15 protein-coding genes are annotated in these 15,221 nt (G+C 70.2%); all 15 read right to left on the bottom strand.

Going from position 1 to position 15,221, the window contains the following annotated elements:
- Positions 1 to 31 precede the first annotated feature (31 nt).
- The 15 genes from Bequi_RS02625 to Bequi_RS02555 all read right to left on the bottom strand — a co-directional run bounded on the left by Bequi_RS02625 (position 32) and on the right by Bequi_RS02555 (position 15,204).
- Entirely contained in the window at positions 32 to 1,816 is a 1,785-nt protein-coding gene (locus Bequi_RS02625; RefSeq protein ID WP_075866913.1) for a type IV secretory system conjugative DNA transfer family protein, read from the bottom strand.
- Positions 1,813 to 2,400, bottom strand: a complete 588-nt coding sequence (locus tag Bequi_RS02620; RefSeq protein ID WP_234993849.1) for a hypothetical protein — start codon at positions 2,398 to 2,400, stop codon at positions 1,813 to 1,815. The genes Bequi_RS02625 and Bequi_RS02620 overlap by 4 nt, the downstream gene beginning before the upstream one ends.
- A gap of 40 nt (positions 2,401 to 2,440) precedes the next feature.
- Positions 2,441 to 3,919 carry an ATP-binding protein gene (locus Bequi_RS02615; protein ID WP_249736403.1) on the bottom strand — a complete coding sequence of 493 codons (1,479 nt, stop codon included), beginning with the start codon at positions 3,917 to 3,919 and terminating at the stop codon, positions 2,441 to 2,443.
- Entirely contained in the window at positions 3,916 to 4,845 is a 930-nt protein-coding gene (locus Bequi_RS02610) for a hypothetical protein (RefSeq protein ID WP_084451509.1), read from the bottom strand. The genes Bequi_RS02615 and Bequi_RS02610 overlap by 4 nt, the downstream gene beginning before the upstream one ends.
- Before the next feature lie 71 nt (positions 4,846 to 4,916).
- Positions 4,917 to 6,389, bottom strand: a complete 1,473-nt coding sequence (locus Bequi_RS02605; protein WP_075866910.1) for an SCO6880 family protein — start codon at positions 6,387 to 6,389, stop codon at positions 4,917 to 4,919.
- Positions 6,390 to 6,392: 3 nt separating this feature from the next.
- Positions 6,393 to 7,796: a conjugal transfer protein TrbL gene (locus Bequi_RS02600; protein ID WP_084451510.1), complete on the bottom strand. Its 1,404-nt coding sequence runs from the start codon at positions 7,794 to 7,796 to the stop codon at positions 6,393 to 6,395.
- 28 nt (positions 7,797 to 7,824) lie between these two features.
- Positions 7,825 to 8,094: a DUF6112 family protein gene (locus Bequi_RS02595; RefSeq protein WP_075866909.1), complete on the bottom strand. Its 270-nt coding sequence runs from the start codon at positions 8,092 to 8,094 to the stop codon at positions 7,825 to 7,827.
- 130 nt (positions 8,095 to 8,224) lie between these two features.
- Positions 8,225 to 8,491 (bottom strand): DUF6112 family protein, encoded by a 267-nt coding sequence (locus Bequi_RS02590; RefSeq protein WP_075866908.1) that lies wholly within the window; start codon positions 8,489 to 8,491, stop codon positions 8,225 to 8,227.
- Positions 8,492 to 8,731: 240 nt separating this feature from the next.
- Positions 8,732 to 10,387, bottom strand: coding sequence for a M23 family metallopeptidase (locus Bequi_RS02585; protein ID WP_084451511.1), 1,656 nt, complete (start codon positions 10,385 to 10,387; stop codon positions 8,732 to 8,734).
- A 19-nt stretch (positions 10,388 to 10,406) separates the two neighbouring features.
- Entirely contained in the window at positions 10,407 to 11,084 is a 678-nt protein-coding gene (locus Bequi_RS02580) for a hypothetical protein (protein WP_084451512.1), read from the bottom strand.
- Between the two features lie 40 nt (positions 11,085 to 11,124).
- On the bottom strand, positions 11,125 to 12,162 hold the full coding sequence (locus Bequi_RS02575) for a ParB N-terminal domain-containing protein (protein WP_084451514.1): 1,038 nt from the start codon (positions 12,160 to 12,162) through the stop codon (positions 11,125 to 11,127).
- Positions 12,149 to 13,024: a hypothetical protein gene (locus tag Bequi_RS02570; RefSeq protein ID WP_084451516.1), complete on the bottom strand. Its 876-nt coding sequence runs from the start codon at positions 13,022 to 13,024 to the stop codon at positions 12,149 to 12,151. Before Bequi_RS02570 ends, Bequi_RS02575 begins: the two co-directional genes overlap by 14 nt.
- An 88-nt stretch (positions 13,025 to 13,112) precedes the next feature.
- Complete coding sequence (locus Bequi_RS02565) at positions 13,113 to 13,538, bottom strand: hypothetical protein (protein WP_075866904.1); 426 nt, start codon at positions 13,536 to 13,538, stop codon at positions 13,113 to 13,115.
- A complete protein-coding gene (locus Bequi_RS02560) occupies positions 13,535 to 14,296 on the bottom strand; it encodes a DUF2637 domain-containing protein (RefSeq protein WP_084451518.1) in 762 nt (253 codons plus the stop codon). Before Bequi_RS02560 ends, Bequi_RS02565 begins: the two co-directional genes overlap by 4 nt.
- Entirely contained in the window at positions 14,296 to 15,204 is a 909-nt protein-coding gene (locus tag Bequi_RS02555; RefSeq protein ID WP_240730250.1) for a bifunctional DNA primase/polymerase, read from the bottom strand. The genes Bequi_RS02560 and Bequi_RS02555 overlap by 1 nt, the downstream gene beginning before the upstream one ends.
- Positions 15,205 to 15,221: the final 17 nt, after the last annotated feature.

Here is a 15,221-nt window from a genome sequence, read left to right as displayed (position 1 = left end):
CGCTGGTGCAGTCAGGTGCGCGGGCGCGGCATCACGGCGTATCGCGCCGGCGCAGCAGCGCCTCGACCTCGGTCCGGTCGGCCCGTAGCCGATCGCCGTCGGGCCGATCGGGCCAGGCGGCCAGATCGGTGATGATCGGTGGTGCCGACCGCAGCAGGGTCACGGCGGTGCCAAACGGCAGCGTCCTGATCCGGTCCGGGGGCAGGACAGCGATTCGGCGCACCGAGCGCTGGTTCGAGCGGGTGCCGTGGTCTCCGAGGGTGACGCTGTCGGTGTACTCGTCGCGCTCCCCGATGAGACTGCTGAGGTCTTGGAGATCCTTGCTGTTGGAGGCGCCACCGAGGATGAGCTTGACGATCGCGGCATCCCACAGCGCGTTCGCCTGGTTCTCGTTCCACTTGTCGCGGGCCTGCGCCAACGATTGCAAGACCGGCAGGGTGGTGATCCCGGTGCCGCCTCCCTCAGCCATGAGCACCGGCAATGACGGCAGTGGACTGAGATTGGCGATCTCATCCAGCGCGAGCAGCATGGGCGGGTCGAGCCTCGCGCCCGGTGAACGGGCGGCCATCTGGCGGGCGGTCTCGATCAGGTCCTCCACCAGCGCGGCCACCAGCGCCGCCGATGCGCCTGCTCCGGCGCCGGTCGCGAGCAGGTAGAGGGTGCCGCGGTCGCGGATGAACGTTTCGGGGTCGAAGTCCTCACCCTGGTCCGGTGAGACGGCATCGAGGACGCGAGGGTCGGCCAGTGCGGCCAGCGACAGGCTCACGCCCTGCCAGATCGAGTCGCGGGTGCGCGGGTCGGCGTCGATCATCGACTCCAGCGACTCGGCCCACCCGGCGGCCGCGTCCGGACTGTTGGTCAGGATCGCCACCGCGTCGCTGGCGGCGGTGGGGTCCAGTGTCCAGCGGAACAGCTCAGAAGGCGGACGAGAGTCGAGCGCGGCAGCGTGTAAGAGCGCTTGAAGCGCGGCACGGGTCTTGCCTTCCCAGAATCCTCCGGACTCCACACCTCCAGCGCTCAGGCCCGTCGCCGAGGCCAGGCCGGTGGCGCGGATCATCGCCGTCAGGGGCGACTGGCATCCTCGGATCGGTGACCAGCGCATACCCGCCGGCACGCCCTCTGCCAGGTGCTGCGGATCGAAGACCGCGACGGGGCCGACCCGTTCGCGAGCCCGCAGGGTCGCGGTCAGGTTGTCCGGGCGAGTGCTGGTGGTCACGACCGCGCCCGGTGCGTCCACGATGAACGGGATGACCACATGCAGGCCCTTGCCGCTGCGAGGAGGGCCGAGCAACAGCATCGAGTCCTCGACGCTGGCCCAGACCTGCTGGCCGCGTGAGCGGCCCAGCCGGTAGCCGATGTCGGCGGGCTTCGGGTGTTCCAGCGACGGGCGCAGGTTGCCGCCGCGGCGCATCAGTGCCGTCTCCGAGGCGGCCTGGGCGACCTCGTGCCGGGTCGCGACACCGGCCAGGCGGCGCGGATCGGTCTCGGTCTTGCGGGTGTGGCGGCGCATCCGCGTCCACACCCAGGCGATCGCGGCGGTCAGCGCCGCCAGGAGAACGACCGTGACGATCCAGTACACGACCGGGTTCAACCCCTCGGCCTCCAGGACTCGGCCGGGATCGTTCGGGGCGAACAGCACCAGCGCTCCGGCTGCTGGCCCGGCCGCCGGTTGCGCGGCACCGGTCACGAACGCCGTCACCGACCCGGCCGCCCGCAAGATCAGCGCGAGGGCGAATACCCCGACCAGTCCGATCATCAGCGCGTTGGTCAGCTCGTCACCGAATCCGCCGGTCTGACGTCCTTGCGAGGTGCTCATGACAGGCCTCTTGCCGCGATGGTGCCCGAGACCCGCCCGACCAGCAGGACCTCGCCGGCACCGGTCTGGGACGGGTCGACCTGGGCACGGGCGCGACCATCGGCAGTAGCGGCGGTGGTGGCGATGGCCAGGGCGACGGTGATCTCTTCTCCGGCGGTGAAACCGTCGGCCGTGACCTCCACCGGTCCTTCGGGCGTGGCCGGTTCCATCGGTGTCTCGCCTGGTGCCGGCGCCTCAGTCGCCAGTTCGACGAGGGGGTCGGGTGCCGGACGGCGGATGGCGTGGATGAGGTCGGTGAAGGTGCTGCCGTCGCTCTCGTGGACCTCGACGCGCACGGCGACACGGCGGTCGTCGGTGACCAGATCGAGCATGTCGGCGAACCGGGCACGGGTCCACGACTGCTCGTCCTCGGGTGCCGGGAGGTCGATGCCATCGACAGTGACCCTCAGCGTGCCAGGTTCGTCGACGGTGACCACGACGTGCGGCAGACGCACCGGCGGCGCGTCCTCACGGTCCTGGCGGTGAGGTTTCGGGCTGGTGGTCTGGCGCCGATGGTGGCGGCGGTTCTCATGGCTGCTCGTCATGAGCCGAAGGTGCGCCCAGCCTGCCATCACGGCTCGTGGGTCAGTCGCGTGCTGCTGCCCGAGAGCTCGTATCGAACAGCTCAAGCTCGGCAGGATGGAGTTGGTGCTGAGAAAGGAAGGCTCTTTCCTTGATCCGCCACAGCCCCTGCCCGACCGAGAGCGTGGGCAGCAGTTGACGCTCAGTGCCCGTCAGCCCCAACGTCTTGGCGGTGCTGCCGAGCTGGTCGGATTCCTGGCGGTAGATGATGCGGCACTCGGCGTTGGCGAGCAGGCTGGTCGCCAGGGCTCGGGCCGCTGAGCCTGCATCGCCAACGGTCTCCAAGTCGGAGAGCTTGTGGAAGATCAACATGTTGGCCAGGCCGTAATGGCGGGCGAGCCTCCAATGGGAGTCCATGCGTTTGAGCAGGGCGGGATGGCTCATCAGACGCCAGGCCTCGTCGTAGATGACCCACCGCTGCCCGCCGGCCGGGTCCTGCAAGGCCGCTTCCATCCACGCGCTCGTGCAGGTCATCAGCACGCTGATCAAGGTGCTGTTCTCGGTGACCCGGCTCAGGTCGAGACTGATCATCGGCAACGTGGGGTCGAAGGTCTCGGTGCTCGGCCCGTCGAATAACCCGGAGAGGTCGCCGCCGACGAGTCTGCGCAGCCCGTGGCCGACCATGCGGCCGTCCTCGGCCAGCCGCCCGTCCGGGTCGTCGGACGGGGCGAGGATGCGATCGACCACCTGCGGCAGGATCGGCGTGGAGTTCTCGCGCACCGCCGCGGCCAGGGCGGTGTCGACGCAGGTGTGTTCCAGCGGCGTCAGCGCCCGCTCCAGCACGGTCGCGGCCAGCGCCCCGATCAAGTCACGGCGGCGTGAGGCGACCTGCACGGCCCATTCCTCATCGGAGATGGTCGATGCCCGGTAGCCCTCGTCGAGCGGATTGAGCCGGCTGGGCATCCCGTGGCCGAGCTCGATGGCCTTGCCGCCAACCGCGCGGGCGACTCGCGTGTGCTCCCCTTTGGGGTCACACGGGATGTAGACGCGGCGCCCGAACGGCAGACTGCGCGTATACAAGCTCTTGGCCAAGGAGGACTTTCCCGATCCGACGATGCCGGCGACGATGACGTTGGGGGCGGTGATGATCCCGCGGGCGTAGAGCACCCACGGGTCGAACACGAATGATCCTCCGCTGTAGAGGTCTTGGCCCACGAACACTCCCTGTGGCCCCAGACCGCCTTCGGCGAGGAAGGGATAGCTCGCCGCGAGGGTGGCGCTGGTGTCCTGGTGGCGCGGCAACCGGAACCGACCCGGCGTGCGCAGGTCCGCCGGGCCGGGCTGCCCGGCCGTGGGCAAGGTGATGGTGGCCTTCTGCTCGGCCCGCTGCTGGCGGGCCTCCTGCCGGGCAGTCTCGCGGTCGGCTTCTCGTTGCTCGGCGGCGATCCGGGCCGCGGCGGCCCGGCGCTGCTTGCGGGTCTTGCGTCGCTCGCTGGCCGGGGCGACCAGGACCGCGGTGTGCAGACGCTCCTCGCGGTTCACAGTCCCAGCCCTCGATCGCGCTTGACCGCGGCGACACCGCGATGGGCGAACCATGAGCCGTCCCGTCCACTGGCTCCGCGATCGGTCGTGGTCTTGTGCGTGCTCTCACGGGCGAACGCCGAGGCAGCCGCCCCACGGCCCAGTCCAGCCTGCCCGACTGCCGGGCCGCCAGCAGAACCTGCTGGCCTGCTCAGCAGCTCGCGGGTCCCGAGCCCCGGTTCGGGCGGGAGCTGGTCGGCCGGGTCGATGGTGTGCTGGCGGTAGAGGGCGACGTGCCCGGCCTGCGGGTTGTAGACCATCCGGTAGTCGCCGCGGTCGGCCTCACGATCGAGCATCCCGCTGGGCGGATCGTCGTAGACGTGCCCGTTCTCCAACGCGGCGTCGGTGGTCTCGGTGCCGTAGTCGAAGCCGGTCATGTGGTCCAGACCTGCCTCGACACCGTCGCGGTCGATCACGTCGAGCACCGTGTCGGCGTCCTCGCCCTGGAGGAACGCGACGCTGACCCACCGGTGAGCAGGCCCCTGGTGGGTGGGATCTTCGCGCACCGGCGGCAGCGTCTGGGCTGCTTCGTGGCCGAGGGGATCGTGCCAGGCGATGCGGCTGGTGGCCTGGGAGCCGGCGTCCAGTCGCTCGGTGACGTCGTCGAGCAGGGTGCCGGCCTGGTGCAGCTCATCGGCGGCGGCCAGCGCGTCGTGAGCGCCGGTGAGGTGATCACCGGCGTCGTCGTGGGCGCGGGAGCGGTGGTCGATGTGCGCGGCGGCGAGCTGGTCGAGGGTCTGGCGCAGTGAGCGTGTGCTGGCCAGCAGGTCGCCGATCACCGGGTGCAGGTCGCGGGGGTAGTCGAAGTGGCGGGAGGCGTGCGCCAGCCCCCGTAGGGCCTCGGCGGCCTCGGTGGAGTCGGCGGCGGGATCATAGAACGTCGGCATGATGGGCCCTTTCTGGGATCGGTGGTGGGGACGGTCACGGCCCGGTGCCGCGACCACGAACGAGTGGGGTGTCATACGCGCCGGCACAGCGGCAGCGCGGCGGCGGTGAACGCCACGGCCTGCTGACCGACCAGGCGGCGGGTCTCGCAGGAGGACTGGATCGCGGCCTGCTCGATCGCGGAGACGGCGGCTTCGAGCTCGTCGACGGTCTCGGCGGAGACCGAGACCAGGCCCGTGTAGCGCAGCACGCCGTGTCCTGCGGTCAGGTCGCTTTCCTGGCGCAGCACGTCCTGGTATTCGGCGGTTTGCCCGGCGTCCTCGATCTGTCCGATCCGGGCTCGCTGGGAGGCGTCGGAGACGTATTCGACCTTCTTCTTGCGGATGTCGCGGACGGCCTGGTCGGTGCGCATCGGCGTGCAGATCAGCGAGAACGAGCGTTGGATGCCCGTCGTCAGCAGCAGCGGCGCCAGGAACGTGCCCGGATACACCTGCGAGCGTGGCCATTCGCTGATCCACAGCACGGCGTGGTGGGCCGAGTCGGTCCGCAGCCGCGTCCAGGTCTCGGTGACCGCGACCGGCCCGGCCGTGGCCAGGTCGTGGCCGAGCTCGCCGTGGCGTTCCAGGGTCGCTGCGATCGCCGGATCGTAGGCCGAGCGCAGGACGACGGCGATCTGCCCGGTGCCGAGCCAGTCGCCGGGGTTCAGGTCCGCCGCCCGCAGTGCCGCGGTCACGGTGGTCATCTCTTGGCGCAGCACGGCAGCGGCCCCGCGGATACCGCCGCCGGCGGTGCGTATCTGGCGGGCGGCGGCCTTCATGTCCAGGCTCAGGCTGATCGTCGAGGCGTGCCGCTCACCGGCGGGTCCGGCCCGGTCGATGAGCTCGGCGTAGGTCCTCGCCGGCCAGGACCCGTCATCGGTGCCGTGTTCGGACCACCATTCGGCCAGCCCCTGCCCGGCGTCGGGCAGGGTGCGCTCCAGCACCTGCACCGTCGCCACCCGTCCGGAGCGGCAGACCGTGGCCAGCGCCCGCCCCCAGCTGGTGACCCGGCGCTGTTGCTCGGCCGGGTCGAGGAGCACGAACGCTGGATGGGTGACCTCGACGATCGCGGTCAACGTGGACTGGTGCGGGTCATGGATCATGCCCGCCCCGGTCTCGGGGTCGACGTACTCGCGCAGTCGGGCCATGTCACCGGGCAGGGCGAGCGTGCCCTCCGGGCGCGGCACGACGATCCGGCGACGGTAGGCCAGCTGCCCGATGGTCGTGCGCCAGGCCCACCAGATGACGACGGGCAGCCACTCCACCAGGGGCCGGCCGGCCACGGGCACCCAGGTGATGGCCGCGGCGACCAGCCAGATCGGCGCGGTCATCGCGATCAGCAGGCCACCACCGGCGTAGAACGCCCACACCAGCGAGGCTCCGCCGATGCCCAGGGCGACGAGCTGGGAGACCGACAGGCCCAGCAGGACACCCCTGCGCGTCAACCGGGAGAACTTCACCGGGACCAGCTCGGTGCCCGGCGTCGAGCTGTCATCACTCGCGGACATGGCCTACTCCTTCCCCGAGGGCGTCTGAGCCGATCCGCCGCCAGCCGGCGGAGTCGGATTGGTCGGCAGCGGCGGCTGGGGCGCTGGAGGCTGCGAGGACGGCGGCTGGGAGGCCGGGGGCTGGCCGCCCTGGTTGTTCTGGCCGTTCTGGTCGGCGCCATCGGAGGCGCTCTCGGCCTGCCCGGCCACGGCCTGGCCGGCCTTCGGTCCCGCGGTGGCGGCCTTCTTGGCGACCTCCGCGCCGATGACCACCGCCGCGGCGGGGCCCGCTGCTGCCGCGGTGCCACCCGTGGCGCCTCCGCTGGTGCCGGCGGTCGCGGTGCTCGATCCGGTGGGAGTACCCGCGGGTGGTTTCGCCGGGGTCGGGCTCTGCTTGGGCCCACCACCACCCCCACCACCACCGCCTCCGCCGTCGCCGGGGCCGCCGCCGTCCTTGCCGCCGTCGAGGACCTTCTTGGGCTGATCGCCGCCGGGCTTGCCGGGCGTCGGGACGGGCCGGTTGAGTGCCTGCTTGGCCTCCTGCTCGGCGCCCATCGCGTGATACAGGTCGAAGCCCATGAAGGAGAGGAACTTATAGGTCATGTAGGGCGCGAACCCGGCGATCGCCATCAGCACGATCCCAGCCAGCGGATCGCTCACCGAGGCCAGATCACCGTCGATAGGGGCGGCAACCTGGGTGACCGCAACCAACAGGATCACGACCAACACGAGCTTGGACAGCACCAGGGCGATGACGAACATCGCCCACTTGCTGATCCATCCGCGACTGGCATCCCAGGACGCGCCGGAGAACGCCAACGGGGCCAAGGCGATCGTCACCAGCAGCAAGGCTTTGCGCACCAACAGGCTCAGCCACACGATCGCGGCCGCCGCGATCGCCAGGCCGGCCAGGAAGATGGTCAGGATCGCGGCGACTCCCGGAGCGCCCATGTTCAGCGCGGTCAGGCCGACGACGAGCGCGGCGATCTTGTCGCCCAGGGACTCGGTGGTCTCTCCGGCGGCCTGGATGATCCCGACACAGAGCTGGTCGACAATCTCCAGGGCCAACGCGGTCACCGTGATCACCACGAACGACCCGAGCACCGATTTCGCCAGCCCAAGGGCCGCGCGGGACAGGCCACCAGGTTCTCGGCGGATCATGGCGGTGATGAGCTGGAAGCAGAAGAACAGCAGCATCAAAAAGGCGGCGATCCCGAACACGAGGTTGTAGACCTCGACGTACTCCGGGCGCTGGACGTCGACCAGAGTCGTGGTGTCGAACACCGTCCAGACCGACTCGAACAGCCACGCCGCCGCTTCGCCCATCGCCTGGGCGAGCCAGTCGAACGGTGCCGAGATGAGGCTGGCAGCGGCTTCGCCCGCGGTATCGCAGACGGTTGAGATGACGGGAACATCGCACACACCCATCACGGACCTCCAAAGATGATGGGTGAGCTCAGACGCCCTGGCCGACGTTCCAGAAGAAATTGATCAGCGTGACCGACGCGCCACACACGATCGCCGCGCCGCAGGAGACCAGAACGCCGATCTTTCCCCTCCCGCTCAGATGCGGATTGCTGGAATTGGAGCCGTAAGCCCAGATAATCGCCGAGACGATCAGGGCGAGGACGCTGAGGATGAGACCGATGGTCATAGTCGCGCCCACGATCGTGCGCAGCGCCTCGATGCCCGGCAGGCCTTCGCTATTGGGGTCGATGTCAATCACGGCAGAACTCCCTTGGTCGAGAAATGGGTCGGTTCTGCTGCGAGGTGAGCGCGGCTGCCCTCGGCACAAGGACATGACAACGCCCGCCCCGGTCCGGGGCGGGCGTCACGGGTGCGCAACGGTGCTGGGTCTAGAGGGTGCCGCCGAGGTCGATGAGCCAGTTCAGCCAGGTCACCGCGGCACCGGCCAGGATCGCGCCGCCGAGGGCAACGAGGGTTCCGGCGCGTGCCTTCGCGGCCGCCTGGTAGTTGCCGGTCGCAGTGGCGATCGCCCAGATGATGCCCGAGACGATCAGCATCAGCACCGCGACGATCAGCGCGATCATCAACGCCGCACCGACGACCTCTTGGAGGTCGCCGATGCCACCCAAGCCCTCGAAATCGGGAAAGACATCCATCGCTCATCCACCCCCGCAGGGCGTGGTCCGGCACCAGCAGTAGACAGCATCCATGCCCCTCAGGTGCGCCGGCCGCCCGTCATCACCCCCACGGCCCCTCGCAGGCGCAGTATGCTCAGGGGGCACGCCGCCCGGATCGGGCACGACAGGGTGGGGCAACGCCGCCGCACCAGCCGAAACAGCGGCGCGACGGCACCGGCCTCCGACGCATGATTCGTGCATCAGATGCAACTTCGGAGATTATTCGGCGACAGTGACGTGCAGGTGGTCGAAGTGACCGCCGGTAACATTGTCCGGGTCGTGCATGCCACCGCCGCCGTAGTCACGCCACCCCTCATCGTCGCGGCTGAGACTCCAGATCTGTCCTTGCCAGATCAGGTACTCCACGCCCAAGGCCTCGGCGTTGTCCTTCATCCAGTTCGTGACCTCCCAGCCGGCCTCCAGTTGCGAGGGCGTCGGGTACTGGCCGATGGCATTGCCGAAAGCGATGTCGCACGCGCGGCCGAGCGGATGCTCCGAGGACTGTCCGGGCCGCGGCGACCAGCACGCCCAGGAGGTCTGGGGGTACCGACCGAGCGTCTGGTCGTGGAGGTGGAGCAGCCGGGCGGTGATCTGCCCGTCGCTGGTGGGGTCATCGACCATCCGGCTCGGGTCGCCCTCGATGGGGTCGGGCTCGCCGCCCGGTGTGGCCCCGTCCTCGGTGACGCAGCCCTCATCCCCGTCCGGTGCGCCGGTCTCGGCCTCGGGCAGGCCCGCGGCATCATGCGAGTTCAGCCAGGCGGCAGGATCGACATGGTCCCCGTCGGCGCCGCCCTCGCGGACCTCGAAATGCAGATGGGGTCCCGTGCTCATGCCCGAGCTGCCGACATCGGCGATGTGCTGGCCCGCGCTGACCTGATCGCCGACGGTGACGTGGATGCCATCGGCCCAGGAGTGGATGTAGGCGGTCGCGACGGTGGAGCCATCGATGGTGTGCTCGATGACGACGATCCCGCCGCTCGCGTCGCTGTACTCGGCGACGGTCACGCTGCCATCGGCGGCGGCCAAGATCGGGGTTCCGTCCGGGGCGGCGAAGTCGCTGCCGGTGTGCATCGTCTGCTCGCCGGTGATCGGATGCGTCCGCGGACCAAAGGGCGAGGTCGCCACCCAGGTGTCCTCCGGCAGCGGGAACACCACGCCCGAGGAGCCACGCTCCGCAGGGGCCGCCGCAGTCACGGCGCGACCAGCAGGCTCGACGGTGGGGCCGCCGCTGGCCGAGAGCGCGTCGAGGATCGTCTCGGCGACCGGATCGTAGTCGCGGTAGCGGTCCGGGTAGGCACTGACCTCGACCGCCTGGGCCGCCTCGGCGGGGTCCATCTGCTCCCAGCCGGGAATGTCCACCAAGCCGCGCGGTGACCCATGGTTGGGCCCGTCGGGTCCGCCGTAGAACGCGGACGCCTGATAGGTGGGGTCCATGAGGTCTTCGACCGATCCCCACCCCGATTGCGGGCGCATCTGGAACAGTCCGAGGCTGTCGTTGTCGCTGCCGTCCCCGTCGTTCGGGTAGTCCGCGCTTTCGGGGTAGGCCGAGGTGTTGGCAAGCTGGCGCAGGGTGGATTCGGTCAGGGCCGCCATGAGGGCGACCTTGATGCCAGGCCGGCCCACGCCCTCGATCCCCGAGCCGGTCTCGATGATCGTGGCGGCGTGCGTGAGCTGGTCGTGGTTCAGGGTGAAGCGCTCACCGGAGCGGGTCTCCACGTCGAGCTCGTCGGGCACCTCGCCGACCTCGACCGAGCCGCCGGGCACGGTGCAGTCGGCAGTGGCGGCGGGGTTCATCAGCAGCCCGACGCCGACGAGTGCGAACATCGGGCCGAGCAGCAGCACGGCGATGACAACCAGGGCGAGCTTCTTGGTCACAGCAGGGCCTCTCGTGCTCTCAGCGCAGGGGGTTGTCGAGTTCGGACAGGCGCAGCAGATGACAGGAGTCGGCGTCCTCGGGGCAGGCGAGGAAGATGGTGAACGCCACCGAGTGCTCGGATGAGACCGGATCGTCCTGCCAGATGCCTTCTCGGTGCCGGGTTCCCTCGATCGTGATCGCGGTGGCGCCCTCGGGGAGCTGGCCGGGCTGGGCTTGATCGACGGCCTCGGCCCAGGCTTCGGGGACGGCGGCGGTCTCGATGCTCAGGTACTGGCTGGTGGAGTGCTTGCGCAGCTCGATCCACGCTTCCCGCGAGGGCAGGTAGGTCGAGATGTCGGAGGCCAGCCCGGCCTGCTCGTACCCGGTCGGGTCGCCGACCTCGACGATCACTGAGCTGTAGTCCGCTGGCATCAGGCCATCGCCGGTATCCCAGGTGAACAGGGCTTCGGCCACCGACCGGGCGAAGCCTTCGGGGTCGTCGGTGGCGATGATGACCGGCAGTCGTGGCGTGAGCTTCTCGCTCGGCGGCGGGCCCACCGTTCGCTCCGACGGTGCCGGTGCCGGCGGGGTGTCGGTGTCGGGTGGGCCGATGAGCAGGCCGTAGACGCCGACGGCGATCAGCACGAGCAGGGCGATCCCGGCGATGATCCAGGCGACCAGCCGGCGGCGGGCGTGGGAGTCGTCAGTGGTGTTCATGACGCCCAGGTACGTGCGTGGCTCCCTGGGCCGGCCGGGCTCAGATGGCGTGCAGGTGCCCGCGTGCGGTGCGGGCCTGCTCGTCGCCGAGTGCCTCTCGTGCGGCACGCAGTTGCTCGGCGAAGTCGGCGGTGCCAGTGGCCACGCCCAGGAACATCTCGGCCTGCTCGTCGGTGAGCTCTGCGGCCAAGGTGGCTGGGTCGTAGTGGGTCCACCAGTCGGTCAGTTCCTCGAACGTCGTCAGGAAGGCCCGCACCGGCCAGCGGCCCGGCACGCTCTGCCGGGGCCGGCTGGGCTGCCCGCTACGGGGCCGCTTGGTCGCTTCGGCGGCTCGCACGCGGGCCAGGGCCTGCTTCGCCATCTCGTCCAGGTCGTCCTGGCGGCGCTCGGTGGCCTGACCGGCCAGGGAGCGCAGGCGCTCGTAGATCGGGTGGACGGGTGCGCCGGCCTCGATCTGTTCGAGCCCGGTCGCGGCCTCGGCCCGGACATGCTCGGCTGTGGCCGGGTCTTCGAGGAGCTGCTGGAGGAATCCGGTGCGCTCCAGTGTCGTGTAGGAGGCGCGGCCGGTGATCAGCCGGGCGGCCTGTTCGCGGGCGGTGCCCATCGCCCCGGCTGGAGCCTCCGCGGCGTCAGCCGGTGACGGTCCTGCCAAATTGGCAGGACCGCCGTTTCCGGGCTGGTTGTCGCTGCTGAACTGTGTGGCCTTCTTCCGCCGGGCAGCGTCCTCGGCCATCAGCGTCTTGGTCTCGCGGTACAGCGCGGCGGCCTCGGTCTGGGTCAGCGCCTTGTGATGGTTGTTGTCGTCCTGCTCGGCCAGCAGGTGCCCGAGGCGGTCCGAGACGCCCGAGCGAATCCATACCCCGGTCGTGCGCCAGTTGAGCTTCTTGATCGCCGTGAGCCGGCGGTAGCCGCAGACCAGCACGCCCTGGGAGGTCAACGTCAGGGGCTGGAGCAGCCCGTGCCGGTCGATCGAGGAGGCCAGCGCGTCGATGTCGCCCAGGTCGGTGCGATGCCGGGTGCCCACGACAATCGCGTCGACGGCCCAGTCGAGCTCGATGTGTCCGTCACGCGAGCCCATCGCGCCACCTCAGACTCGGTGCGGCCACGCTGATCGTGAGCACCAGGTCGTCATCGAGCAGCAGCATCGACAGGTTCTCGCCGATCACCAGCCGCAGCAGAAGGCCCTTGCCCTGGCTGGTGGCCGCATAGGCCGGGTTCGGGTGTCCCAGCAGCGTCTTGATCACCGACAGCCAGGACCACGCCGACAAGTCCAGAAGAGCACGGGAGTACTTGTCACGGCGCAGCGCCTCGAACGCGCTCTTGCGCGATCCGATTCGTGCCAGCTCGGAGCTGACGTGCTCCACGGCAGCACGCGCCGTGTCCGGCGGCCAGCCCAACATGGCGAACAGCGCGATCGCGTCTTCGACGGCGCTGGTCGCCGAGGTGTACGCCCGAATCGTGGCCTCGCCGCCGTAGTGCAGCGTCACCGGATCGGTGGGATAGGGGTCGGTGACCTGGAACTCGGGACGATAGTCCGTCAGCGGGTTCTCCCGGTCCGAGATGCGTTCGGCGTCGTGGAAGCGCGAGAACGTCGGGCGGCGAGCCTGATGCACCGAGCACAGCAGCCCGGCGGCGCGTTCCTCGGCGATGCAGGTGATCCGCACCGCGTGCGTGATCACGCCCCACGGATCGCACGCGGTGCGGGCGGCCTTGCTGCGCATCACGTCGAACGCCGCCGATGCGGCCTCCCACTTGTCCAGCCCGTGCTTGTGGGCCAGGGCCGCGTACTTCTCGGCGGCGTACTCCATCAGCTCGGCAGCGACAGGGTCCGATTGCCAAGCGCCGGCCTCGCCCTCGTGCAGCCGGATGAGCAGGCGACGGAGCCCTTCGCTGGTGGTGTAGTCCTCCGGCTCGCCGGTTCGTGTGGTGTGTGTGGTCATGATCGCGGCACCTCCTGGGAGGCAGGTGCGCACGAGGGCCCTCAGCGGGCGCTCGGGGATGGTTAGTCTTCGCATGGCCGGTCACCGCCTACGACCTTCCGACCGCGTCGCGCGTGGCCGCCCGGTGGGCGTGGCCGCGTCCGAACGCCTGGATCGGTGGCAGCTGCTTGGCTCGCTCGCCCACCCGGTGAAGTCCCCGGATCATCGGTGCGCGGGCCTTACGGGCCAGCTCGGTCTGGAAGTCGATCCCGCGTCCGGCCATTGTGGCCGAGCCGCGAGCGATCAGATCGGTGGGACGGACCCACTCCAGTCCGCGCCGTGCGTTCCGTGGCGACCCGCCCACGGCGGCGGTTCGGTTCTGGTCGACGTCGGCGGCCTGCACCGCCTCGGGTGTGCCGGGAGCAGGCGAGGAGTCCGGCTGCTTCGGACTCGGATCGACCCGATGACGAGTGCTCGGGCCCTGGCGAAGCGCATGCCGTGGGCTCAGGTGCTGGGGATGGGTGTCGGGGTTCATGATGGGTCCTCCTGGGTGTTCTCGTCGGTTTCCGGATGGTCTGCGTCGGCGGCGGTGAACCAGCGGCCGATGGTGCTGGGGTGGACGGCGAGCTCGGCGGCGATCTGTTTGTTCGACCAGCCCTTCTCCCGCAGTCGTGCCGCTCGGAGACGACGAGGCGCAGGCTCGCCCTGCGCCGAGGGCTCGTCCACCACGAGAGCAAGGCCCGCCGGTGCGGGGTCAACAGGCCTCGTCGGCGGCTCCGGCGGCGACTCGCGCTCGGCCCGCGGTGGTCGGGTTATCAGGGCGTGCGCGTCCTGAGCTGGGTTCAGAGCTTCGGCATCGGTGCCGGGCTCTCGTTGGCCGGTGGCGCGGGAGAAGCGCATGAGCACGACCAGCAGGTGTGTGGTGGCGACCTCGACCAGGGGTGGGACGGCCGAGACCAGCGCCGCGAGGAGACCGGGCACGCTCGTGTCGGCGGCGAGGATCGCGTGCGTGGCGTTGGCTGCGACCGACACCAGGGCTCCGGCGATCAGCAGTGCCCAGGCGTACCAGGCCGTCGTGTGCCCGTCGAGGGCGACGACGGCGACCGTGGCCACCACGATCAGACCATCGACGAGCATGGGCCACAGCCACGCCTGGCCGGCCGCGATGCCCGAGCGCTGCGCCAGATCGGCCAATGCGGTGTAGGACAACCAGAACGCGCCGGTCGCGATGACGACGTTGCCGACCGCGGCGGCTGCCACGGCGGATCGCCGGCCCTTCACGCCCTCGGCCATCACAGACCCCGTGGCGATGTCGGAGCCCGCGAGGCCGCCACACGGCAACGATCCACGGTCGGTGGGCCTGTCGACTGCTCGGTCCGAGTCGTCGGGGTGGTGGCGTGGACGCGGTGGTAGGCGTTGACGACGATGCGGCCGATCTCGCGGGCATCGAAATCTGGTTGCTCGGTGGCCTCGGTCAACGTGCCGGCCGCAACAGAGGGGTCCACGCCGTTCTCGGCCATCTTGCACGCGGCCCAGAACACACCTGAGTTGCGTTGCCCCTCGGGTACCCGAGCAGCCCAGCCGGCCAGCCGTCCCGCTGCCTCGCTCGGATTGGCCGCAAGCCCTGCGGGACGGGGCCGCGGCGGTGGCTTCGGATCGAGGAAGTCACGCAGGGCTTGGGCATCCACCGTCGAGACCCGGCCGGGATTGATCCTCTCGACCCGATAGACCGCCTCGGTGCCACCGACGGCACGTCGCGAGGGCGGGACGATGATGTAGCCGCCATCACCGCGAAAGTCGATCGCTGCCCGCCCCGCCTGCCACGAGCGCTGCTCCACGCCCTCGGTGGCCGGGAAGTACAGATGCAGGCCGCCCGAGGCAGAACGTGCGGCCAGCCCCCACCCCGACACCAGTCCGGCCCGGTCGGCGCGGTTGAGCGCGTCGTAGCCGTTGACAGGGCCATGGACATCAACGTCCACGACCACCGCCCCCGAGGCGGCACCCGTGGGCATCCCGATGTTCGCGGCCGGGAAACGGTGCCACCAGGCCTGCACCTGGGCCAGATCCGTGGTCGCGTTCTTGAACCCCTGCCCGGTGACGGGCTGCTTGCCGCCCGGTGCGCACGGGAACACCGGCACCCCGGCGCGAGCGAAGATGACGGCTGCCTCCGGTAGCGGCGTCGTCGCATCGATCTGCTGCACCGCCCAGATGAATCCTC

It is taken from the genome of Brachybacterium equifaecis (assembly GCF_023509525.1).
In the GTDB taxonomy this organism is placed as follows: Bacteria; Actinomycetota; Actinomycetes; order Actinomycetales; family Dermabacteraceae; genus Brachybacterium; species Brachybacterium equifaecis.
This window is presented reverse-complemented; position numbering and strand designations above follow the sequence as displayed.